At 68.0% G+C, this 22156-nt stretch carries 23 protein-coding genes and 1 tRNA gene; 8 read left to right on the top strand and 16 right to left on the bottom strand.

The genetic code is table 11. From position 1 onward, the window contains the following. The first annotated feature begins 688 nt into the window (after positions 1 to 688). Positions 689 to 1522 carry an aminoglycoside phosphotransferase family protein gene (locus ASF26_RS02240; protein WP_056248900.1) on the top strand — a complete coding sequence of 278 codons (834 nt, stop codon included), beginning with the start codon at positions 689 to 691 and terminating at the stop codon, positions 1520 to 1522. A gap of 203 nt (positions 1523 to 1725) precedes the next feature. Here the strand turns inward: ASF26_RS02240 and ASF26_RS02235 are convergent. The 10 genes from ASF26_RS02235 to ASF26_RS02190 all read right to left on the bottom strand — a co-directional run bounded on the left by ASF26_RS02235 (position 1726) and on the right by ASF26_RS02190 (position 11094). Next, a tRNA-Pro gene (locus tag ASF26_RS02235) sits at positions 1726 to 1802 on the bottom strand. A 63-nt stretch (positions 1803 to 1865) separates the two neighbouring features. Beyond that, positions 1866 to 2621: a 4'-phosphopantetheinyl transferase superfamily protein gene (locus tag ASF26_RS02230; protein ID WP_056248896.1), complete on the bottom strand. Its 756-nt coding sequence runs from the start codon at positions 2619 to 2621 to the stop codon at positions 1866 to 1868. 30 nt (positions 2622 to 2651) lie between these two features. Further along, the gene (locus tag ASF26_RS02225) at positions 2652 to 2852 is read right to left on the bottom strand and encodes a hypothetical protein (protein WP_156462834.1); all 201 of its coding nucleotides are present in this window, start codon (positions 2850 to 2852) and stop codon (positions 2652 to 2654) included. 123 nt (positions 2853 to 2975) lie between these two features. Continuing rightward, positions 2976 to 3848, bottom strand: a complete 873-nt coding sequence (locus tag ASF26_RS02220; RefSeq protein ID WP_026176254.1) for an RNA polymerase factor sigma-32 — start codon at positions 3846 to 3848, stop codon at positions 2976 to 2978. A 308-nt stretch (positions 3849 to 4156) separates the two neighbouring features. Then, positions 4157 to 4759 carry a CarD family transcriptional regulator gene (locus tag ASF26_RS02215; protein ID WP_056248890.1) on the bottom strand — a complete coding sequence of 201 codons (603 nt, stop codon included), beginning with the start codon at positions 4757 to 4759 and terminating at the stop codon, positions 4157 to 4159. Between the two features lie 581 nt (positions 4760 to 5340). After that, entirely contained in the window at positions 5341 to 5679 is a 339-nt protein-coding gene (gene fdxA / locus ASF26_RS02210) for a ferredoxin FdxA (RefSeq protein ID WP_018045675.1), read from the bottom strand. Positions 5680 to 5930: 251 nt separating this feature from the next. Next, positions 5931 to 6230, bottom strand: a complete 300-nt coding sequence (locus ASF26_RS02205) for a S4 domain-containing protein (protein ID WP_056147056.1) — start codon at positions 6228 to 6230, stop codon at positions 5931 to 5933. Positions 6231 to 6286: 56 nt separating this feature from the next. Beyond that, positions 6287 to 9688, bottom strand: a complete 3402-nt coding sequence (locus tag ASF26_RS02200; protein ID WP_056248887.1) for a helicase-related protein — start codon at positions 9686 to 9688, stop codon at positions 6287 to 6289. 76 nt (positions 9689 to 9764) lie between these two features. Next, positions 9765 to 10130 carry a hypothetical protein gene (locus ASF26_RS02195; protein ID WP_056248884.1) on the bottom strand — a complete coding sequence of 122 codons (366 nt, stop codon included), beginning with the start codon at positions 10128 to 10130 and terminating at the stop codon, positions 9765 to 9767. Between the two features lie 70 nt (positions 10131 to 10200). Then, positions 10201 to 11094: a DUF3108 domain-containing protein gene (locus tag ASF26_RS02190; protein ID WP_056248881.1), complete on the bottom strand. Its 894-nt coding sequence runs from the start codon at positions 11092 to 11094 to the stop codon at positions 10201 to 10203. 310 nt (positions 11095 to 11404) lie between these two features. On the opposite strand from ASF26_RS02190, the gene rpmB reads away from it, so the two are divergent. From rpmB to ASF26_RS02165, 5 genes are all read left to right on the top strand, one after another. Beyond that, entirely contained in the window at positions 11405 to 11710 is a 306-nt protein-coding gene (gene rpmB / locus ASF26_RS02185) for a 50S ribosomal protein L28 (protein ID WP_018046086.1), read from the top strand. 142 nt (positions 11711 to 11852) lie between these two features. Beyond that, positions 11853 to 12782 carry an AEC family transporter gene (locus ASF26_RS02180; protein WP_056249770.1) on the top strand — a complete coding sequence of 310 codons (930 nt, stop codon included), beginning with the start codon at positions 11853 to 11855 and terminating at the stop codon, positions 12780 to 12782. A 73-nt stretch (positions 12783 to 12855) separates the two neighbouring features. Continuing rightward, positions 12856 to 13329, top strand: a complete 474-nt coding sequence (locus ASF26_RS02175) for a nuclear transport factor 2 family protein (protein ID WP_056248878.1) — start codon at positions 12856 to 12858, stop codon at positions 13327 to 13329. Positions 13330 to 13336: 7 nt separating this feature from the next. Then, positions 13337 to 13894 (top strand): TetR/AcrR family transcriptional regulator, encoded by a 558-nt coding sequence (locus ASF26_RS02170; RefSeq protein WP_056248875.1) that lies wholly within the window; start codon positions 13337 to 13339, stop codon positions 13892 to 13894. A gap of 58 nt (positions 13895 to 13952) precedes the next feature. Next, the gene (locus ASF26_RS02165) at positions 13953 to 14384 is read left to right on the top strand and encodes a hypothetical protein (protein WP_156462833.1); all 432 of its coding nucleotides are present in this window, start codon (positions 13953 to 13955) and stop codon (positions 14382 to 14384) included. Positions 14385 to 14999: 615 nt separating this feature from the next. Here the strand turns inward: ASF26_RS02165 and cobT are convergent. The 4 genes from cobT to ASF26_RS02145 all read right to left on the bottom strand — a co-directional run bounded on the left by cobT (position 15000) and on the right by ASF26_RS02145 (position 19277). After that, complete coding sequence (cobT, locus tag ASF26_RS02160) at positions 15000 to 16901, bottom strand: cobaltochelatase subunit CobT (RefSeq protein ID WP_056248865.1); 1902 nt, start codon at positions 16899 to 16901, stop codon at positions 15000 to 15002. A 5-nt stretch (positions 16902 to 16906) separates the two neighbouring features. Next, positions 16907 to 17404, bottom strand: coding sequence for a DUF29 domain-containing protein (locus ASF26_RS02155; protein WP_056248862.1), 498 nt, complete (start codon positions 17402 to 17404; stop codon positions 16907 to 16909). Between the two features lie 20 nt (positions 17405 to 17424). Next, positions 17425 to 18408 (bottom strand): cobaltochelatase subunit CobS, encoded by a 984-nt coding sequence (gene cobS, locus ASF26_RS02150; protein WP_056248858.1) that lies wholly within the window; start codon positions 18406 to 18408, stop codon positions 17425 to 17427. A gap of 236 nt (positions 18409 to 18644) precedes the next feature. After that, a complete protein-coding gene (locus ASF26_RS02145; protein WP_056248854.1) occupies positions 18645 to 19277 on the bottom strand; it encodes a DnaJ domain-containing protein in 633 nt (210 codons plus the stop codon). Between the two features lie 140 nt (positions 19278 to 19417). Here ASF26_RS02145 and ASF26_RS02140 point away from each other — a divergent pair, with 140 nt between their 5' ends. Then, positions 19418 to 19696 (top strand): BolA family protein, encoded by a 279-nt coding sequence (locus ASF26_RS02140; protein WP_018046101.1) that lies wholly within the window; start codon positions 19418 to 19420, stop codon positions 19694 to 19696. A 31-nt stretch (positions 19697 to 19727) separates the two neighbouring features. Continuing rightward, positions 19728 to 20150, top strand: a complete 423-nt coding sequence (gene arfB, locus ASF26_RS02135) for an alternative ribosome rescue aminoacyl-tRNA hydrolase ArfB (RefSeq protein WP_200925870.1) — start codon at positions 19728 to 19730, stop codon at positions 20148 to 20150. A 1-nt stretch (position 20151) separates the two neighbouring features. Here arfB and ASF26_RS02130 read toward each other — a convergent pair whose 3' ends face one another. Together ASF26_RS02130 and ASF26_RS02125 are read right to left on the bottom strand one after the other, a co-directional pair. Continuing rightward, positions 20152 to 20886: a YoaK family protein gene (locus ASF26_RS02130; RefSeq protein WP_056248849.1), complete on the bottom strand. Its 735-nt coding sequence runs from the start codon at positions 20884 to 20886 to the stop codon at positions 20152 to 20154. 230 nt (positions 20887 to 21116) lie between these two features. After that, positions 21117 to 22091, bottom strand: coding sequence for a methyltransferase domain-containing protein (locus ASF26_RS02125; protein ID WP_056248846.1), 975 nt, complete (start codon positions 22089 to 22091; stop codon positions 21117 to 21119). Positions 22092 to 22156: the final 65 nt, after the last annotated feature.

The following is a 22156-nucleotide window of genomic DNA, read 5'->3' as shown; positions in this document are numbered from 1 at the left end:
CGCGCCCGGCCTCCCCGCGCCGGGCATCATCGGCATGAATGCGCGGTTTTTGAGAGGGTATGACGGGGCACGGCCCCTCCGACGAGCCCTTCCTCTGAACGAGCCGACCTGCCGGGCTGGCGCCGAGGCGAATTTTTTCGGTTGAAGCCAAGCTTCGCCGCCCTAGATTCCGCCGGCCTACCCACAAGGAAGGATATCCGATGAAAGACCTGCGCTCCCTCGCGCTCGCCGCGGCGCTCGTATGTGCCGGCTTGACGTCAACGGCCCAGGCCGCTCCCCTGGCCGTGGATGCCACCTCGCTCGGACAGCCGGTAGCGACCGAAACCGTCCAATACGGGTACGGGTACCGGCCCCGTTACGGGCATTCGCCCCAGTATCGTTATCGGAAGCACATTCGCCGACAGATGCTCCATGAACGCCGCTATGACGCTCACCTGCGTCGCCAGGACCGAAATTATCGTCGGGCTTACCGTTACGGCTACTGACGGGCTGCAGACTTCAGGGTGAAGAGCCCGCGCATTCAGACCCCGCCCGGCGAAAGCCGGAGCGGGGTTTTTGCTGCGTGATGTGTGCAGCGGCACCTCGTCCCCCTGCCGGCACCGTTCCCGTCTCGGAATGGATTGCCGGCTGATCTTCAGCGATCATACTCTCGCGCATGGCATTCAGGGGGCCATGACGATGGATCGATATGGTATCGCAGCAAAAGGTCGCGCTCGATCGGGCACATCGCATCGGTGAGGGAAGAAGCGCCGAAGTCTTCATCGAAAAATCGGGACAGATACTGAAACTCTACAAGGCGAAATGGGGAAAGTCTCTCGCCGAAAAGGAGTTCGTCGCGACGTCTTTCGCTCATTCCCAGGGCCTGCGCGTCCCGGCTCCTTTGGGAATCATCGAGCGGCAAGGACGATCCGGCGTGCTGTTCGAGCACATCGATGGCAAGACCGTTCTCGAACATTTCAGGAGGAACCCGGTCGGCATGCTGGGCGCCCTGAGGCAACTCGCCCGTATTCAGATCGGCATCCACACCATCGTCAATGCTCCGCTTCCCAACCAGCAGGACGCACTGCGTGTTCAAGTCTCCCGAGCGAGAGTGCCGGCCTGGTTGAAGCAAACGACGCTCGCCGTGCTCGATCGCCTGCCCGACGGGGACAACCTATGCCACGGAGATCTCCACCCCGAGAACGCGCTCTACACGCCGAGCGGTCTGGTCGTCATCGACTGGGAGAAATCGACGGCAGGGCATCCCGCAGCGGACGTCGCTCGCACCGAGCTCATCCTTCGATCCGGACGCACCGGCGCCGTCAACGCTTGGGCGAAGGCGGCCGATGCGCAGGTCCGCGCGAGACTGGCCGATTTCTATGTCTGGACGTATTGCCGATTGAGCGGCATCGACAGGCGGGACATCGACGCCTGGCGACTGCCCATGATCGTCGCCCGCCTTTCCGGGCAGGCCGCCCCGAACGAGGAAGACCTTCAGGCGGAAGCGAGACGGCTGGGAAACCAATTCGCGCATCTGATCTGATGCGTGACCCGCCGCCGGGACCGGCCTGAGGCACTGCGAGCGAGCCGAGCCGTAATGTAGCGGGGTGGGCGGGGCCAACGGCACGCCGTTCGAGAAGGCGGCGGGCAATATCACGCGGAAACCGACGCTCGTCATGCGGTCCACGCCGTGCGGCCGGGATTTTTTTCGGGAAGCAGTAAGAGACTGCGAACTCTCGGGAAATTTGGTCGGAGTGGCAGGATTTGAACCTGCGACCCCCACGTCCCGAACGTGGTGCGCTACCAGACTGCGCTACACTCCGACGGCCGGCGTCTCCACCGGCGAGCGGACGTATAGCGAGGCCGGCGCGGGGCCGCAAGCGCCATCATGGCCCTTGTTGCGATATGGCGGCGGGACGGGCGGCCCAATCGGGGGCGAGGGTGCGGCGGACGTAGGCGATCCCCGTCGCCATGACGGCGACGGCGGCGGCATGGCCCGGTGCCGTGGCGAGGGCGTGCAGGCTCCACGCATGCGTGCCCTCCGGCATCGTCAGCATCGTCGCCGTTCCCGGCGTGACGGAGACGGCAAAGCCGTCGAGGCGCAGGGAGAGGCCCTGGCCGGTGGCCTTCGCCACGGCCTCTTTGCGTGTCCAGCAGGCGAAGAACGCCGCAATGAGGTCGCGTGGCGGGAGGGTTTCGAGGGCGGCGATTTCCCGTGGGGCGAAATGCGCCCGCGCGATGCGCAGCAGATCGGGCATCGGGCGTATTTCTTCCACGTCGACGCCGATCTCCGCCGAGGAGGAAAGCCCGATCAGGGCGCGGCTGCCGGAATGGGACAGGCTGAAGCGGCATGACCCGGCCTGCTCCCCCGCGAGATGCGGTTTGCCGGATGGCGCCGCGCCGAAGACGAGGCCGCGCGGGTCCGATCCGAGCCGTTCCCCAAGCACGAGGCGCAGGGCCGCATGGCTTGCCTCGAACCGCCAGCGATCCACGTCGCGGACGAATCGGGCGGCGCGCGCGATCTCGTCGTCGGAGAGAAGGTCGCGGCACGTCGCCCGATGGTCGATGGCCTGGGTGAGATCGACGTCCCAGACGGTGACGTCAGAACTCGTGCTCGTGCGATCCAGCGTCTCGCTGCCCATCGGCTCCCTAGGACAGGCGACGGTCACCCGTCAGATCGACGGGCCGGAGGTGCCGCCCCACTCGTGAACGACGACGAGGCCGAGATAGGCGATCTGACAGAGGGCCGCGAGGCCATAGAACGTGCCGACGGCCGCAGGCCACGCGAGACCCTGCTCGACGGCGACGGCGGCAGTGACCGTCATGCTCGCGACAAGGATCACCGCGAGGGCCATTAGCGGTCTATGCGCCACACCGATCTCGTCATGGACTTCCCGCACAACGCACCTCGACGCCATCGACGCCCGTCATCTCACACGTGGGATGCCGAAGCGTTAATGTGCCGGGGCGGGGCGCGGGCGGCAAGTACCGTCCAATCAGACGTACACGTTACCGGCGGTCTGTGGAAAACGCTCGGCCAGGGCGCGCCGGAGCTTTTCCAGGGCGCGGTTCTCGATCTGACGGACCCGCTCCTTCGAGATGCCGAGGCGGCGGCCGAGCGCCTCCAGGGTCGCCTGATCCTCCGTGAGTCTCCGCTCGCGCAGGATGCGCAATTCGCGCTCGGACAGCACAGTGAGCGCCTCATTGAGCCAGGTGAGCCGGCGCTCGCCATCCACCGAGGCCGAGACCGTCTCGTCGGGCAGGTCGGACCCGTCCACGAGGAAATCCATCCGCTCGGAGGAGGCCTCGCTCTCTTCGCCCACGGGAGCGTTCAGGGACATGTCCGGTCCGGACAGGCGCGCATCCATCAGGGCCACGTCCTCGCGCGAAACGCCGATGGCGGTGGCGATGCGGCGATGGATCTCATCGCCCACATGCTCCTCGGTGGATTGCATCAGCTTGGCGCGAAGGCGACGCAGGTTGAAGAACAGGGCCTTCTGGGCCGAACTCGTGCCGCCGCGGACGATGGACCAGTTGCGCAGGATGTAATCTTGGATCGAGGCCCTGATCCACCACGTGGCATAGGTGGAGAAGCGGACTTCCCGCTCCGGTTCGAACCTGGCCGCCGCTTCCATCAGGCCCACATGACCTTCTTGGACGAGATCGGCCATGGGCAGGCCGTAATGCCGGAAGCGTCCCGCGATGGCGATCACGAGGCGCATATGGGCAGAGATCAGGCGGTGGAGTGCGTGTTCGTCACGCTCGTCCTTCCAGCGGACAGCGAGGCCACGTTCCTCGTCTCGCGCCAGGAAAGGCGCCTCCATGGCCGTACGAATGAACTGTCGCCGTATCCCCGCGATGTCCGCCATTCCCGCCTCCGCCTTTCGTCCGTTGCGTGCGTGCGCCGCGACGGACGTTCGGGGTCGGTCGACCCGAATGGTCCAGAGAGCGAGGGCACCAGCCCGGGGGCATCGCCCAGGCACCGAACAACGGAGCCGTTGCGTGGATAGTTCCGCAGGCTCGGGCTGACAGGGGGCCGTGACCCTGCGGCGCATCGGAGCAGTTGGGCGACGGTCGCCGGCGGAGCCGGCAGATGCGGTGCCGACAAAGAAAAAGGCCCGGCGCTGGTGCGCCGGGCCCGATCGTCGACCGGATTCGTCCGAGATCGGCTTTCCGCTCAGGCGGCTTCTTCCCGGATCTCGTCGCTATCGCCGTCCGTCTCAGCATCGCCCTCGGCTTCCGCCTCACCCTTGGCGCGGCGGGGCGACTTGGCGAGGCTCTGCTCGATCAGCTTGAGCGCCTCAGTCTCGGTGATCTTGTTCACCGAGGAGATCTCGCGCAGCACGCGGTCGAGGGCGGCCTCATAGAGCTGGCGCTCGCTGTAGGATTGCTCGGGCTGGGCCTCCGAACGGTAGAGGTCGCGGACCACCTCGGTCACCGACAGCAGGTCGCCGGAATTGATCTTGGCCTCGTATTCCTGGGCGCGGCGCGACCACATGGTGCGCTTGATCCGGGCGCGGCCGGTGAGCACGTCGAGGGCCTTCTTGACGAGTTCCGGCTCAGCGAGCTTGCGCATGCCAACGCTGTTGGCCTTGGCGGTGGGCACGCGCAGGACCATCTTGTCCTTCTCGAACGAGACGACGAACAGCTCGAGCTTGTAGCCGGCGATTTCCTGCTCCTCGATCGCAGTGATGCGGCCGACGCCATGAGCTGGATACACCACCGCTTCGCCGGTCTTGAAGCCTTGGCGGCCTGCCGTCGTCTTCTTGGCTGTGGTCATGCGAGAAGCGCCTCCAGAACATCGCGCGGGTCGAGTCGCGCTGAACCTTCATTCCCGGGGTGGGTGACCCGGCTTGAGCCCCTTGTCCGCCGGCCATCGATGCGTCATGCACCGGCCGAGCGGGTCCCAGGCTAACCGACCATCCACACCATGCGATCGGGTTCGCGGAAGGCGCACGCGCCTCCAGCGGTCGATCACATGCCGCCTCGTCTCGCCGAGGTAGCGTCCCACGAAGATGGGAAGCCGACTCTGTCGAAAAGTTTGAAAACCACCGGTGAGGTAGCCAAAGGCAGCACGTCAGGCACGAACGACGGCAGGCGGTCTACATACCACAAACCGGGCGCCGAATCAAAGGATTGCCGACGCAGGGCATGCGTGAGGGACCGGTCGGGCCGGGCTCGGCACGGCGCCCGATGCACGCGGAGAGGGAATCTCCGAAGACCTGCCGGGTCGACGCTTCCAAGGGCCGGCCCGCCATCCGCGGCGTCGTGAAGCGTCCGCGTCCGTCGGCCGGCCAGTGATCACGTGTCCGTGACTTCGAGGTGAAGCGGACGTTCCGGGCAACCGGCCAGGCTGCAGGGTCAGTCGCCGGTGCCGGGGGAGGCCGAGAAATGCGCCTCGAGCTTGCCGGCGACACCGTCCCAGTCCTTGGCGTCGGACGGGGCGTCCTTCTTCTGGGTGATGTTGGGCCAGCTCCGCGCGTAATCGGCATTGAGCTTCAGCCAGGTCTCCAGGCTCGGCTCGGTGTCGGGCTTGATCGCCTCGGCGGGGCATTCCGGCTCGCAGACGCCGCAATCGATGCACTCGTCGGGGTGGATGACGAGCATGTTCTCGCCCTCGTAGAAGCAATCCACGGGGCAGACTTCCACGCAGTCCATGTACTTGCACTTAATGCAATTGTCGGTGACGACGTAGGTCATGTGCCCTTCAGCCTTATCCGTGGTGGGGTGGATCGCGAGACCCGAGCCCGCTTTGGCCCCGATCCTAGACCGGCCTCCCGCACGGCTCCGTTAACGCGTCCGTGTGTCACGCGCCTCGCGGACGGCGCGTCGACCGCCCCGCCCGTCATTTCCGCACGGCTCTATCCCCTGCCAGAGTGGCTGACAAGCAGCGGCGGCTCACGCCGGCTGCGGCAGGTGCGTCCGTGCCACACCCCTGGGGGAGAGGCGCATCACGCCGCGCCGTCGTCGGGTTCCGGGGACGGGCCGCCCGACAGGATGGCGTAGAGGCCCCGCGCCTCGGGAGCGGGGCCGCGCCGCTCGCCGAGCTCCAGTACCCGCACCACCGCCGTCACATGGGCGGCGGCGACGGTGACCACGTCACCGATGCCGATCCCCTTTGCGGGATTGTCGGCGCGCGTCCCGTTCACGCGGACGAAGCCGTCCTCCACCAGGGCGGCGGCAAGGGAGCGGCTCCGCGCGAAGCGGGTGAACCAGAGCCACTTGTCGAGACGCTGCCGCCCCGGCTTCATCCAGATCTAAGCAGGTTCGGCAAAAGTGGTCACCGGTTCAGCGTCCCGAAACCCGCTTAGCGCTTGCCGCCGTCGCCGGCTTCGAGCTGAGCCTTGAGTGCCGCCAGCTTGGCGAAGGGCGAATCCGGGTCCGGAGCCCGCTCGCGGCGCTGCGGACGCTGCTCCTGCTGCGCGGCGGGCCGGCCCTCGTCGCGGCGTTCGGGACGGACCCGGCCGGGCTCGAACCGCTCGCGGCGGGGGGGACGTCCGCCCTCGGGCCGGCCGCCATCCCGGCGGCCTCCTTCGGGCCGGTCGCCCTGTCCGCCGCGGTTACGCTCGGCCCCCTCGGGACCGCCCGCGCGGGGAGCGCCGGCATGAGCGGGGCGCCGATCCTGACGGCCTTCGCCCGGAGCGCGGTTGCCCGCCGGCGCGCCGTCACGGCCGCCGCGTGGGCGGTTCTGCCGCGGGGCGGAACTGCGCTGATGCCGCTGGAGACGCCAGATTTCCACCAGCACCGGCTCGGTCGGGACAGAATCCGTGGCGGCCTCGGCCTCGGCGGCTTCACCGGAGACCGTCTCGGCGGTGTCCGGTTCGATACCCGCGAGGGTCGCGGATTCCGCCACGGGGACGGGGGCTGCCTCGGGCTCCTCAGGGGCCTCCACCGCCGTCTCGGCGGCGGCCGGTGCCGGCTCGTCCTCGACGGTGCCAGTCTCGGCAAGGTCTGTCTCGGAAGACGCGGCCTCCTCGGACACCGCCTCGGGATCGGGCACACCTTCCGCCACGGGCTCGGCCGTGTCGGTCGAGGTCTCGCCTTCGGAAGTGGCCTCGTTTTGGGAATTGGCCTCGCCTTCGGGCTGGGCTTCGTTCTCGGGCTTGGTCTCGCCTTCCGGCTTGGCCTCCTCGTCGGTCGCGGGGGCGGCCTCCTCGGACACCGTCGCCGACCCGTCGGTCGATGCGGTCGCCGGGGCGATGGGCTGGGTCGCAGCGGCGGGGCGCAGCGGCACGGTGATGGCCGGGCCGGGGCGGCTCTCGGCGACGTAGCCGAGGGATTTCAGGATCGATCCGAAATCCTCGCCCGAACAGCCGACCAGGGAGGTCATACCCACGGTGGCGACGAAGGCATCGCCGTCGGCGGTGCCGGCCGGGGCCTCGCCGGGAGTGGTGCCGGGCACATAGGTCACCGCCGGGCGGATCAGGTCGGCGAGACGCTCCAGGATGTCGACGCGCACGGCGCGCTCACCACAGACGCGGAAGCCGGCGGCGCGGTAGAGGCCCTTGGCGATTTCGGGATCGACTTTGATCGAGGTGCGGCCGGAACCGGCCAGATGCGCGATCTCGTCGAGGCCGCGCTGGTCGAGGCCGCCATTCTTCAGCGCCCAGAGCTGGGCGGCCAGGGTGCGCGGCGCCGGCTTGAGCAGGGCCGGCAGGAAGATGTGATAGGCGCCGAAGCGGACACCGTGGCGACGCAGCGCCCCGCGCCCTTCCTGATCGAGGGTGCGCATCTCGTGCATCACCTTCGAGCGCTCCAGGACGCCGAGCGATTCGACCACCTGGTAGCCGATGCCCTTCGAGAGGCCGACGAGGTCGGCCGCCGTCTCGATCTCGATCAGCGGGCCGAGGAGGCGGACCACATAGGCCTTGAGCCAAGCGACCAGCCGGGTCTCGACCTTGTCGCGGGCAGGCCCCGTGAGCTGCTCGTCGGCGAGCAGCCGCACATGCGGCTCGAACAGCTTGTCGCCCGGCATCAGCTTGGCCACCGGGTCTCCGGTCCAGCGGATGATGCCGTCATGGGACAGGACCAGGGACGAATCCGCCGCGGCCGAGAAGCGCTCGGCGCGCGCCTCGATCTCGCCGCCGAGCGCCTTTTCGGCGGCGCTTCGCAGGGTCTTGGCCTCGTGGCCTTCCGCGCCCGGGTCGGCGACGAACTGGAACCCGTGCAGATGGCCGACATGCTGGCCCTCGACGGTAACGTCCCCGCCGGCGGTGATCTCAGCTTCCAACATCGTATTCTCTCTCAGGCGCCGCATCAGGACGCTAGTGCGCCGATCGACGAAACGGCTCGCAAGGCGCTCGTGCAGGGCGTCGGACAGCCTGTCCTCTACCCGACGCGTCTCGCCCTGCCAATGGACGGGATCAATCAGCCAGTCCGGACGGTTCGCGACGAAGGTCCAGGTTCGCCCCTGGGCGATGCGCTGGGACAGGGCGTCGATGTCGCCGTCGGTGCGGTCGATCATCGCCACGTGCTTGGCGAACCAGTCGTTGGGAATGCGCCCGGCCATGCCCCGCATGAGGAAGCGGAACAGCTGGGCGACGAGATCCGCATGGGTCTGGGGATGGACCTTGCGGTAATCGGGCACGCCGCAGGTATCCCACAGCCGTCGCACCACCGTCGGATTGGTGGCGATGTCGCGGATGTCGTCCTCGCGCATCAGGATTTCGAGGGCGGACTGATCCTCGCCCATGGGCGCGCGGGTCAGCCCCTTCTCGTTGGGGTGCGCGTCCAGGCTCTCCTGAAGGGCCTTCAACGAGGAGAAGTCCAGGTCGGGGTTGCGCCATTGCAGCACCCGGAGGGGCTCGAAATCGTGGTTCTCCAGGGCCTCGATCATCTCGGGCTCGAATGGGGCGCAGCGCCCCGTGGAGCCGAAGGTGCCGTCCGAGAGGTGGCGGCCGGCCCGCCCCGCGATCTGCCCCATCTCGGGGGGCGTCAGCCTGCGGAAGCGGGTGCCGTCGTACTTCCAGTTCGCCGCGAAGGCGACGTGATCGACGTCGAGGTTGAGGCCCATCCCCACCGCGTCCGTGGCGATGAGGTAGTCGACGTCGCCCGACTGGTAGAGCTCCACCTGGGCGTTGCGGGTGCGCGGAGACAGCGCACCGAGCACCACGGCGGCCCCGCCGCGCTGGCGCCGGATCAGCTCGGCGATGGCGTAGACCTCCTCCGCTGAGAAGGCGACGATGGCCGTGCGCCGGGGCAGGCGCCCGAGCTTCTTCTCGCCCGCATAGGTCAGTTTCGACAGGCGGGGGCGGGTGGTGGTGTGCACGCCGGGAATCAGCGACTGCACCAGGGGCAGCATGGTGGAGGAGCCGATGAGCAGCGTCTCCTCGCGCCCGCGCTGGTGCAGCAGGCGGTCGGTGAAGACGTAGCCGCGGTCCATGTCGGCGGCGAGCTGGATCTCGTCGATGGCGACGAAGGCCACGTCGAGGTCGCGCGGCATCGCCTCGATGGTGGAAATCCAGTAGCGCGGCCTGTCCGGCTTGATCTTCTCCTCGCCGGTCACGAGGGCGACCTGCTCGACCCCCACCCGCGCCACCACGCGCAGGTAGACCTCCCGCGCCAGCAGGCGCAGGGGCAACCCGATCATCCCCGTGGGATGCGCGAGCATCCGCTCGATGGCGAGATGGGTTTTGCCGGTATTGGTCGGCCCGAGCACCGCCGTGACGCCGCGCGAGCGGGCCTGCGGGGGGAGGGAGCGGCGCGTCATGTGCGAGGGGCTGGTCCCTTCGGCCGAGAAGCCGGCGGCGGTTCTTGCGGCGGCCCGTCGAAGAAGGCCGCTTGGGTCAGTCGTCGCTGCGCAGGGGCCGTCCGGGCGGCCGGACCCCACGTTGCGTCTCTCCGCCATATGGGGCGCCGCCGCCCCGATAGCCACCGCCCCGGTACCCATAAGGATCGACGTAGATCTCCACCGGGTCCTCCGGCCGCTGCGGTGCGAGATCGGCGCAGAGCGTGTCGGGCATGGCGACGAGGGGGCCGCGCCGGGGCGGCTTGCCCTCGATCACCTCGGCCGAGGAATAGGCGTCGCCCCCGCAGGGCGAGATGTCCGTGCTCAGCCCGCCGGCATGGGCGGGGTCGGGCCATCCCGACGCGCCGATCAGAATCGCCGCGAGCGTACCGAGGCCGCGATGAGGGAAGAGGCGGCGCTTCATCGGGTGGTTCCGGGTCCGGGAGGAATGCGCCAGGCGGCCGCAGACGATTCCCGCCCGGCCGGAGCCGCGTCTATTGATCGACCAGCGTCGCCTGCGCCACCTGGCTCGAGGCCTGCCCTGCGGCTTGGGCGGTCACGGTCTGGGCTCCGCCCCGGTTCCACCGGGTCGCCTCGATGATGTTGGTGCCCAGCGTCGTGCGCACGGCGATGCGCACCGGCAGCAGTACGCGGGTGCCTTCCACGGGGGCGAGCCACACCGACATGTCGCGGTTGTCCTCCATGAACTTCACGCCCGGCCGGTCGGGGCGGTGCCCGGCGATGGCCTGATAGCGGGCGTTGCAGACGAGGACGGGGCCGGAATAGCCGGGCTTCTCGACGGTGCGCGTCTCGCCGTAGCTGAGCACCACGTTGAAGCGCGTTGCGCCGTCGAAGACCGGGATGGTGCGGTTGCAATTGGCCTGGTCGGTGAGCTCGCCGCGGCTCACCGCCGGCATCATCAGGGCGCTGGCCGGATCGACGATGCCGCGCTTGTTGGCCGGGGTCACCGGCACGCGGTCGCCCATGTCGATCAGCGGCGGCGTCACCTCCGATTGGGTGACGTTGCCGCGCGCCAGCGCCATCCGCACGGCGATGCCGGAATTCGAGGTCTTGGTGGAGATGGCAAAGGCGCTCGGCTGCGGCCCCTCCGCGATGAGGCCGCTGGCACGGGCCGAGCCCATGCCCCCGGTCACGGCGCCCACGAGGCCGGTGAGCCTTGCCGAGACGTCCATGCGGTAGCGCGCGCTCTCGAACCGGCCCGACACCTGGGCGGTGCCGATGGGAATGCCGGCCAGAGCGATGCCGTAATCGACGGTGACGGTCGCCGGGGCGGCGGCGGTGGCTTTCGGCCGCGCGAATCCCTCGGAGGCGGGAATCACCCCGAGGGTGGCGAGGAGGCTGGCGCGAAGGAGGCGCGTGGCACGCATGGCTTGAGGCTCTGAGGTTCCAGGGCGTGGCGCCGTGCGGCGGAAGGGACCGGGCGGCATCGTTCCGCCATCGTCTCCGCTCGTGGTTAACACATCGTATGAATGCCGCGGCGCCGGCCTTGAAGCCCGGCTTTTCCCATGGGCAAAACTCAGCGTCGCCCTTGACGGATACCCTGCCGCTCCCCTATAGGCTCGCGCCTTCAATGAGACGCCGCTCGATCGGTTCTGGCGTGCGTGAGGCCCGTGGCGCATTGCGACCGGCCTTCCGCCAACGCCCGGTCTGACGCGGAACGAGACGGGAAGTAGAACAATGTCGCGCCGTTGCGAACTCACGGGCAAAGCCGTGCAGACCGGCCACCTCGTGAGCCACTCGAACCGTAAGACCAAGTGCCGGTTCCTGCCGAACCTGTGCCAGGTCACGCTGCAGTCGGACGCCCTGAAGCGTCGGGTGCGCCTGCGCGTCACGGCCCATGCCCTGCGCTCGGTGGAGCACCGCGGCGGCCTCGATGCCTTCCTCATCAAGGCCCGCGAGATCGAGCTGTCGCAGACGGCCCGTCTGATCAAGCGCGAACTCCACAAGAAGCTCGCCGAAGTCGAGACCCCGGCCGCCGCCTGAGCCTGCGATATCGGAGCGCCGGCGAGAGCCCGCTTCGATCACGCTCGACGTCTCATTCTGATTTCGAACGGCCGCCGCATGCTTTGTGCATGCGGCGGCCGTTCGCGTTGATTCCACCTTCTCCGCTTTCCGGCTCTCTCCGATGACCGTGCTGTCGCTCATCGCCCCGATCTTCGGGCTGATCCTCATCGGCTGGGTCGCGGCGCTCGCCGGATTCCTGTCGGAAAAGGTCAGCGACGGCCTCTCCGAATACGTCTTCGCCATCGCGGTGCCGGCGCTCATCATCGCCACGCTGACGCGGCCGGGTCTCACCGGCGAGGTCACCTGGTCGTACTGGCTGAGCTATTTCGGCGGCGCCGGCCTGTCCTGGCTCGTCGGCTCGCTGATCGGCCTGCGCCGCGAGGGCGTCGGGCGGACGGGGGCGATCCTGCACGGGTTCGCGGCGAGCCAGTCGAACACCATCTTCATCGGCGTCCCGATGATCCTGCAGGCCTATGGCGACGCGGGCGCCTTCCCGCTCTTCATGCTGCTCGCCGTCCACCTGCCGCTGATGATGGGCTGCGCCACCTTCCTCATCGAATCGGATGGACAGCGATCGGTCCTCCAGCGGGTGAAGGGGCTCGGCCTCGTCCTCTTCCGCAACCCGATCTTCCTGTCGCTGATGCTCGGTCTCGTCCTGAGAAGCTTCGGGCTCGCACCCGGCGGCATGGTCAAGTCGCTGGTGGATGCGCTGGCCGGCACCGCCTCCACCTGCGCGCTGATCGCGCTCGGCGCCGGCCTCGTGCGCTACCGGGTGCTGCACGACCTGCCCGGCGCCATGGTGGTAACGACCCTGAAACTCGTCCTGCATCCGCTTGCGGTCTGGGTGCTGGCCTTCCACGTCTTCACCATGCCTCCCGCCTATGCCGGGGTCGCCACCCTCTTCGCGGCGATGCCCGTGGGTATCAACTCCTACCTGCTGGCCGTCCGCTACAAGGCCGAGACGGGTTTGATCGCCGCCGCCGTCATGCTCTCGACGCTGCTCGCGGTGGCCACCACCGTGGCCTGGCTCGCGATCCTCGGACACAGCTGAACCGTCCGACGCCTTGACCGGCGCGGCGCGTCTTTGTACCGATCGGTACAGACAAACGCAGGAGCCCGAGCCCATGTCCGAATCCCGCCCGCCGCTGCCCCCCTTCACCCGCGAGACCGCGATCCAGAAGGTCCGCGCCGCCGAGAACGGCTGGAACGGTTGCAACCCGGAGAAAGTCTCGCTGGCCTACACGGCGGACAGCCGCTGGCGGAACCGGTCGGAATTCTTCTCGGGCCGTCCGGCCATCGTCGCGTTCCTCACCCGCAAATGGGCGAAGGAGCACGAATACCGGCTCATCAAGGAGATCTGGGCCTTCACCGAGGACCGGATCGCCGTGCGCTTCGCCTACGAGTTCCACGACGCGGCCGGCGACTGGTTCCGGGCCTACGGCAACGAGAACTGGGAGTTCGACGCCCAGGGCCTGATGCGGCTGCGGCATGCCAGCATCAACGACCTCGCCATCTCCAAATCGGAGCGCAAGTTCCACTGGGACCGCGCCGCGCCCCGCCCCGACGATCATCCGGGCCTCACCGAACTGGGGCTCTGATCGCCACATGACGAGAAAGCCGGGGGCGTGGGAGGACGCGCTGCCCGCCATCGCCGAGGTGTTTCGCGAACACGGCTACGAGGGTGCGAGCCTCGCCCTCATCGGCGCCCGCACAGGGCTGGGCAAGGGCAGCCTCTATCACGCCTTTCCCGGCGGCAAGGCCGAGATGGCTGAGGCCGTCCTCGACACCATCGGCGCGTGGTTCGAGGAGAAGGTCTACGCGCCGCTGCGCGACGATCCCGATCCGCGGGCGGCGATCCGGCTCATGCTGTCGGAGACGGACGCCTATTTCCGCTCCGGCCGGAGAATTTGCCTCGTGGGCGCCTTCGCGCTCACCGAGGGGCGAGACGGGTTCGCGGACCGGATCGGCGGCTACTTCCGGGATTGGCGCGAGGCCCTGGCTCAGGCCCTCCTCCGCGCCGGACGCCCGGCCGCCGAGGCGGATTCCCTCGCCGAGGAGGCCGTCCTGACGATCCAAGGCGGCCTGGTCCTCGCCCGCGCCCTCGACGATCCGGCCGTGTTCGGGCGGATGCTGGGGCGGTTGGAGGAGCGGTTGCTGGCGTAATGGGTGACACTCCAGCGGATGCTATCCATCCTCGACGTTTAGGATGGTTGGAAAGCGGATGGGTTATGAAATGGGTTCACATATGGTCAGTGGATTCAAGCTTCTCGACGACGCAATGAGAATGCCAGCACCAGCCACGCCCTTGTGGAGCATCGTGGATATTCGGTTCGCTCATCTGCACGACTGGCCATTGCAAGTCATGCTAGAGCGTGAGGCAAGCCAGTTGCTCCTGACGTTCCACGATGTGCTTAGTTTTCGTGCGAACGACCATACGGCGATTGCCAATTACTGGATCGTGCGTTCCGAAGAGCAAGTTGCTGTCGGGTCAATCTACCAGATCGGCACAAGCACCTATCTGGACGAATTTTCTCAAAGCACTTCGGCTCTTGGTGGGCTGCAGATTATCCACTACCTGATCGCAGGCTATGACCTTTGTGTTGAGGTGTTGGCGATCCGCCCGCCGGAGATCGTTGTGAACGTGTCTCGTTAGGCTACTTGCTGATTTAGCGCTGTCGGCTGACCAAATATCCGGCTTCTGGCCGAGCCAAAAATCTAGGTCAACGACATCGCTGTATCCAGGCTGGGTAAGAGCGCCAACAGTACCAATTGCTGTACTTGGTTCATCTTCAAAGTCGAAGGGAGCGGCCAATGCGAGCTGCTTTCCGTCCTGTGCCGCCGCCACGATAGGCTAGCCGTAGGAAGCTGTTCTACAGCAGTTCGAGGCGTTCGTAATTTTAAATATCCTTGGTTGAATTTTAGTCCACGATGCCGTTCACGGATGATCTATTCGGGTTCTGGCGAACGCGGATCCTCTCTTCTGGAAGACTACAAGATTCATAATTCTGCTTTGCAGGCATGGCGCGTTCCTCTCCCCCTTGTGGGGAGAGGTTAGGAGTGGGGGTGGCTCCGCCAGCCTTCGTAAGCTGAGGGTCGCCCAATTACCCCCACCTCCAACTCCTCCCCACGAGGGGGAGGAGGGCCGCGTAGCACGCGAAATGTGTCAATGCGGTAGCTTGGAAGGAGAGGAAGCCTGACGCCTCCACCGGGCCCGACGTGATGAACCGAAGCCCGTATGACACATACCCCGGCCGTCGGAGCCTGACGCCTAACGCCGCCCGCCCGCAGCCCTGCGCACGGGCACGGCACCGCCCGCATCCTCCTCGAACAATTCCGCCAGCTTCTCCGTCATCGCGCCGCCGAGCTCCTCGGCGTCGATGATGGTGACCGCGCGGCGGTAGTAGCGGGTCACGTCGTGGCCGATGCCGATGGCCAGGAGTTCCACCGGGGAGCGGGTCTCGATGTCCTCGATCATCCAGCGCAGGTGGCGTTCCAGATAGTTGCCCGGATTGACCGAGAGGGTCGAATCGTCGACCGGCGCGCCGTCCGAGATCACCATCAGGATCTTGCGCTGTTCGGGCCGGGCGAGGAGGCGCTTGTGCGCCCAGTCGAGGGCCTCGCCGTCGATATTCTCCTTGAGCAGCCCCTCGCGCATCATCAGCCCGAGGTTTTTTCGCGCCCGGCGCCACGGCGCATCCGCCGACTTGTAGACGATGTGGCGCAGGTCGTTGAGGCGGCCCGGCGCGTTGGGCTTGCCCGCCGCCAGCCACGCCTCGCGCGACTGGCCGCCCTTCCAGGCGCGGGTGGTGAAGCCCAGGATCTCCACCTTCACGCCGCAGCGCTCCAGGGTCCGCGCCAGGATGTCGGCGCAGGTGGCCGCCACCGTGATCGGCCGGCCGCGCATGGAGCCGGAATTGTCGAGCAGCAGCGTGACGACGGTGTCGCGAAAATTGGTGTCCTTCTCGCGCTTGAACGAGAGCGGCTGGAACGGGTCGGTCATCACCCGCACGAGGCGGGCGGGATCGAGCTGGCCCTCTTCGAGGTCGAATTCCCAGGCGCGGTTCTGCTGGGCCAGGAGCCGGCGCTGCAGGCGGTTGGCGAGGCGGCCGACGACGCCCTGGAGATGGGCGAGCTGCTTGTCGAGATAGGTGCGCAGGCGCGCGAGCTCGTCGGCGTCGCACAGATCCTCGGCGTCGATCATCTCGTCGAAGCGGGGATTGAACACCTTGTATTCGGGGCCGCGCGGCTCGACGGGCCGGTTGTTGGGCGGACGCTTGGCCTCGGAGGCCTCCTCGGATTCGGCGTTCTCGGACTCGTCCGGCAGCTCGCCCGAGGGCGCGTCGGCGGCTTCCGTCGCGCCGTCCTGCAACTCGTCGGAGGCTTCCTCGGAGGTCTCCATCTCGGACTTGTCGCCCTGGGACTGCTCCTCGGCTTCGCCCTCGCTCGGGGTCTGCTCGTCGTCCTGCCCTTCGTTCTCGTCCTCGTTGTCGTCGTCCTCGGGGTCGAGCGGCGTCTCGTCCGCCATGTCGAGGGAGGACAGCAATTCGCGCACGGAGCGGGCGAAGGAGCGCTGGTTCTCGAGATTGCCGATGAGGCCATCGAGGCTGGGACCGGCCTTCTCCTCGATATGGGAGCGCCACAACTCGACGATCTTGCGAGCGGCCTTGGGCGGGGCTTCCCCGGTCAGGCGCTCGCGCACCATCAGGGCGACGGCATCCTCCATCGGGGCATCGGCCCGGTCGGTGATGTCCTCGTACTTGCCGCCGCGATGGTAGCGGTCCTCCAACATGGCCGTGAGGTTCGAGGCGACGCCGGCCATGCGGCGCGAGCCGATGGCCTCCACGCGGGCCTGCTCCACGGCATCGAACACGGCGCGCGCGCCGGCATTCTCGGGGGCGAGGCGGCGATGGACGGCCACGTCGTGGCAGCCGAGGCGCAGGGCCATCGAATCGGCGTTGCCGCGCAGGATCGCCACATCCTCCGGCGTCAGCTTGCGCGGCGGTTCGGGCAGGCGCGCCTTGTCGCCAGTGAGCGCCGGCCGGTCGCTGGCATAGACCACCTCGATCTCGGAGCGCTTGGCGATGGCGCGCAGGCATCCGGCCACCGAGCGCTTCAGCGGTTCGGCGATGGGCTCCCGGCGTTCGCCGGCTTTGCGGTTCGAGATGGCCACGATCGCTACTTCTTCACCGAGTCGAAATCGAAGGGGCGGTCCAGGATGTCGTCCCAGCCGTAAGGGCATTCCGCTGGAAACTCATCCGGCGGCAGATGGGTCTCGTCGGCGGCCCAGTCGCGCGCATCCGGGTAGGCATTGCTCAAGGCCTCGTCGATGCGGGGCTTGAGACCGGGGTTGCTCGCCAGGATCCGCGAATAACGCCGCCGCTGCTCACGGATCGAGAAGATCCAGCTCGCCGTACGATGCTCCGGTTGCTGGTCCCATGTCAGCATGTGCATCACGAGGACGCGCAGGGCGCTCTGGAGCTTGGCGAACTCGCTCTTCGACAACCCCTCCAACTCCTCGGCGATGTGTTCGACGTCGAGTGCATCGACCCGCCCGGCCCGGAGCAGGGCGACCTGCTCCTGAACCCAGGTGTAGAGGTCGTCCTCGTAGCGCGTCCGGCTCGAGCGGGAGGCCGCGCCTTCGGTCGGTTCGCCCTTCAGAGCCGGTTCGCCCATCGCGTCCTCCGCGTCGTTCCTCAGCTCAGCGCCACGTTCATCGCGCTCTCGGGCAGTTCCTTGCCGAAGGCGCGCTGGTAGAATTCCGCCACCAGGGTGCGTTCGAGCTCGTCGCACTTGTTGAGGAAGGTCACCCGGAAGGCGAAGCCGATATCCTGGAAGATGTCGGCGTTCTCGGCCCAGGTGATCACCGTGCGCGGGCTCATGACGGTGGAGAGGTCGCCGTTCATGAAGGCGTTGCGGGTCAGGTCGGCGACGCGGACCATGCGGCTGACGATGTCGCGGCCGCCGTCGCGCTGGTAATGCAGCGCCTTCGACAGGACGATGTCCACCTCGCGGTCATGGGCGAGGTAGTTCAGCGTCGTCACGATGGACCAGCGGTCCATCTGGCCCTGGTTGATCTGCTGGGTGCCGTGATAGAGGCCGGACGTGTCGCCCAGCCCCACCGTGTTGGCGGTGGCGAACAGCCGGAACGCCGGGTGGGGCCGGATCACCCGCTTCTGGTCGAGGAGCGTCAGGCGGCCGGAGACTTCGAGGACGCGCTGGATCACGAACATCACGTCCGGGCGGCCGGCATCGTACTCGTCGAAGACCAGCGCCACGTTGTTCTGCAGCGCCCAGGGCAGGATGCCGTCCTGGAAGGCGGTGATCTGCTTGCCGTCCTTTAGTACGATCGCGTCCTTGCCGACGAGGTCGATGCGGGAGACGTGGCTGTCGAGGTTGATCCGGATGCAGGGCCAGTTCAGGCGGGCGGCGACCTGCTCGATATGGGTCGACTTGCCGGTGCCGTGATAGCCGGTGACCATGACGCGGCGGTTGCGGGCGAAGCCCGCCAGGATCGCCAGGGTGGTCTCGCGGTCGAAGATGTAATCCGGGTCGAGATCGGGAACGTGCTCCTCGCTCTGCGAGAAGGCCGGCACCATGAGGTCGAGATCGATGCCGAAGGCCTCGCGGACGGAGACGGTCCGGTCGGGCAGCGAGGCGGGGGTGTCGTCAGAGAGCATACGGGACCTCGTCGGGGCGGGCTCCGGCATGGACCGGGCTCGCGGGATCTATCACGGTGGGCATTGCCGGTTCCCGCGCGGGGCAGGACGTGGAATGCCACCTTGTAAGGGGCTGCGTCGGCGGACGCCAAGGGGTGCGAGAACTCGATATAGGGCCTCCCGCGCGGATTGCCGCCTCACGCCGCACGAGATTTCGAAAAACGCTGCATCGTTCGTGCCGCGTTCCGGGATCCGACTCAGCACAGGCCGGCGGCGCGCAGGGTGTCGTGGGCACGGATGATGTCGCGCAGGCGCTCCTCGAACGAGCGGTCGCCGCCATTGGCGTCGGGGTGGAAACGCTTCACCAGCACCTTGTACTGCGCCTTGATGGCGGCGGTGTCGGCGTTCTCGTCGAGGCCCAGCACGTCGAGGGCCTTGAGGGCCGCCACCGTGAGGCGCGGCCGGCTCGGCTCGGGCTTGGCCCGGCGCGAGGTCTCGCCGACGCCTTCGCTGCGCAGGATGTCGAGGGGGTCGACATAGGCCCAGTCGCGCTTCGGCTCGCCCGGTTTCGCCCCGGCCGCCCGCGTCGCCGGGTTCACGCCCATGGCCCAGGTCGGGCGGTGACCGATCACGGCGTCCTTCTGGTAGGCCTGGACGGCGGCGTCGTTCATGCCGTCGAAGTAGTTGTAGGTGGCGTTGTAGGCGCGCACGTGGTCGATGCAGAAACGCCAGTACTGGCCTTCCGCCTTGCGGCCCTTGGGAGCGCGGTAGAGCCCGGCATTGGTGCAGCCGGGGGTCTCGCAGCCCGTCTGGGATGCGGCCTTGGCCTCGTCGCAGGTGGGCTTTCGCTTGATGCGGATGCTGTCGAACAGGCGCGAGTTGAGATCCATGGTGGGGCGATTATGAGAAGGCGTGTCCGAGACACAAGGGCGGCGGGCCTGATGACGCATGCGGAGATCGGGGGTTGACGATCCCGAAGCCTCCAGGCGCCTACGGGACGGGAACGAAGCGACGGAAAGGCGAGGACACGATGGCCGGCACGCTCAAGGATTGGATCACCGGAGCGCTCGACGCGCAACTGGCGCCGCAGGCCCTGGCGGTGGTGGACGAATCCCACCTCCATGCGGGCCATTCGGGCGCGCGGCCCGAGGGGGAGACGCATTTCCGGGTGGAGATCGTCTCGGCCGCCTTCGAAGGGAAGAGCCGGGTCGATCGCCACCGCATCGTGAACGGCGTTCTCGACGAGGCGTTCAAGCGCGGGCTCCACGCCCTCGCGGTGAAGGCGAAGGCGCCGTCCGAGGCCGCCTGAACGGCTCCGGCATACGAGGAAGATGGTGGCGATGGCCCTGCAATGCACCCCGCATCTCGCCATCGACGAGGCGGAACTCGAAGAGACCTTCGTGCGCGCCTCGGGGCCGGGAGGGCAGAACGTCAACAAGCTCTCCACGGCGGTGCAGCTCCGCTTCGATGCGCGGCGCTCGCACTCCCTGCCCGACGCCGTGGCGGTGCGCCTGATGCGCCTCGCCGGGCGGCGGCTGACGCTGGACGGCATCATCGTCATCATGGCCCAGCAGTTCCGGACGCAGGACCGCAACCGGGCCGATGCGCGCGAGCGCCTCGCCGCCCTCGTCGCCGAGGCGGCGGTGCCGCCGACGCCGCGCCGGGCCACGCGCCCGACCCTCGCCTCGAAGAAGCGCCGCCTCGACGAGAAGTCCCGCCGCGGCGCCACCAAGCGCCTGCGCAGCGACGGCGGGGGCGATTGAGTTACTTCACCGGTCCCCTTGCGTCCGGCGGATGGTATTCTTCGGCGCCAGTCACATAGGCGCTGCCGGGCTTCAGGACCGTGAGGGCGATGGCGACCAGGGCGAGGAGTGCCGCGAGGGCCGCCGGGAATAGGAAGGCATCCTCGCCGTAATGGGTCTGGAGGAAGCCGCCGATCACCGCGCCGGTGCTCAGGGCTCCCCAGAGCGGAGCCTGGATCCAGAACGAGGGCGCGACCTTGCCCAGCAGAAGATTGGCGAGCCCGGTCCCGAAGCGCACCACCGCGCCCGTGACGTAGGTGAGGGCGAGGCTGCGCCCGGCCTCGTCCTGCAGCGTGGCGTTCTGGAGGCCGAGCGCGATGACGATGGGATAGACGTGCAGCGGCCAGGAGAAGGTGCCGTAGGGCATGACGAGGCCGATGGCGAGGAGCACGGCCTGGAGCAGCAGCATCACCGAGAGCCGCCAGCGCCCGACCCAGGCCGCGATCAGCGTGCCCGCGAAGGCGCCGAAGCAGAACATGACGATGACCGAGCTGACCCGCGCCGTGCTCTCCCAATCGAACTTGCTCACCGAGACGCCGAAGCGGGTGGTGTTGCCGCTCATGAACGACATGAAGAGTTGTGAGAATTCGAGGAAGCCGATGGAATCGGCGCAGCCGGCCAGCGCCGAGAGGGCGAGAGCGAAGGGGATGCGCGTCGTCGGGCTGGCGGGAAACGACTTATCGGTCTTGTCGGCCATGCGTCTGCACAGGCTCCTTCGGAAGAACGGATCGGACGGATCGAGGCCCGACCTTACCGATCGGGCGCCGCGGAGGAACCGCTGGCGTCCGCCCGGAGGGCAGAGCTCGGGGAGTGCCGTGCCGTGCAACACATGACGAGGGGGTTCGGTTCAACCCAATCGTGCACAATCGGGATTACGGCGCCTAAGCCTCGGGAAGGCTCGTATTGGCATGCCAACGCGGCCCTCGCTCAGGCCTTCGGGGTGCCGCGGGTTCTGGGACGCAGCACCGCCACCCGTCCCACGACGTCGATCCCGCGCTCGCGGCGGATCGCCGCCGGTTCGAGGCTCGCGAGGTCGAAACCGGCCTCGTCCGCCACCTGCCGGAGGTAGCGGTCGCCATGGGCGTAGCGGGCGTCGGCCCCGAGGACGAGGCCGCCTTCGGGATGCCCCTGCACCGTGAAGGCCACGAGGCCCGTGGGCCGCAGGATGCGCGCTGCGTCCGCCATCACCCTCGTGAGGCCGCCCACATAGATGAAGACGTCCGCCGCCACGACGAGGTCGGCACTGTCCGAGGGCTCGTCCGCGAGAAGGCGGGTGAGATCCCCCTCCACCAGACGGTGGTAGCGCTTGCGCCGGGCCGCCTCCGCGAGCATGCCGGGCGAGACGTCGATCCCCGTGAGGGTCCGGGTCCGGCCGGCCAGCGCCTCGCCCATCAGGCCGGTGCCGCAGCCGAGGTCGAGCACGTCGCCGAAGCTCTCCGGCGCCGCTTCCAGGGCATCGAGAGCCTGCACCAGGAGTTCCGGCCCGCGATAATGCAGGTCGTTCACGAGGTGGCGCTCGAAACGCGGGGCGTAGCCGTCGAACAGGGCGCGGATATAGGCCGGCGAGATCGAGCCGAGGGCGTCGCCCTGGCCGATCTGGACGAGGCGCAGCCGGGCACCGAGTTCGTCGTGCGGATCGAGATCGAGGGCGTTGCCATAGGCCCTGAGGGCGGCGTGGTGGTCGCCGGGATCCGCCGTGGCGAGGTGGCGGGCCTCCCGCGCCCTCCCGAGGAGGAACCAGGCGGCGGCGTAACGCGGCGCGATCTCCAGGGCCTGCTCGGCCATCTCGGCCGCCCCCTGCGCGTCGCCCTCCACGAGGCAGGCCTCGGCATAGGCGTAGCGCCGGTCGGCGAGAAGGTCGCCCGAACTGTTCTGAAGTGACGTCTGCGCTCGCGGGTTCATGCGAGCGCCCTATATCACGTCGCATGATCCGCCATCCCCATGTTCGGCCCCTCTCAGTTCGGCCC

Source organism: Methylobacterium sp. Leaf93 (assembly GCF_001422345.1).
GTDB classification, from domain to species: domain Bacteria; phylum Pseudomonadota; class Alphaproteobacteria; order Rhizobiales; family Beijerinckiaceae; genus Methylobacterium; species Methylobacterium bullatum.
Note: the sequence above shows the minus strand (reverse complement) of the source record. Positions and strands in the feature narration are given on the sequence as shown.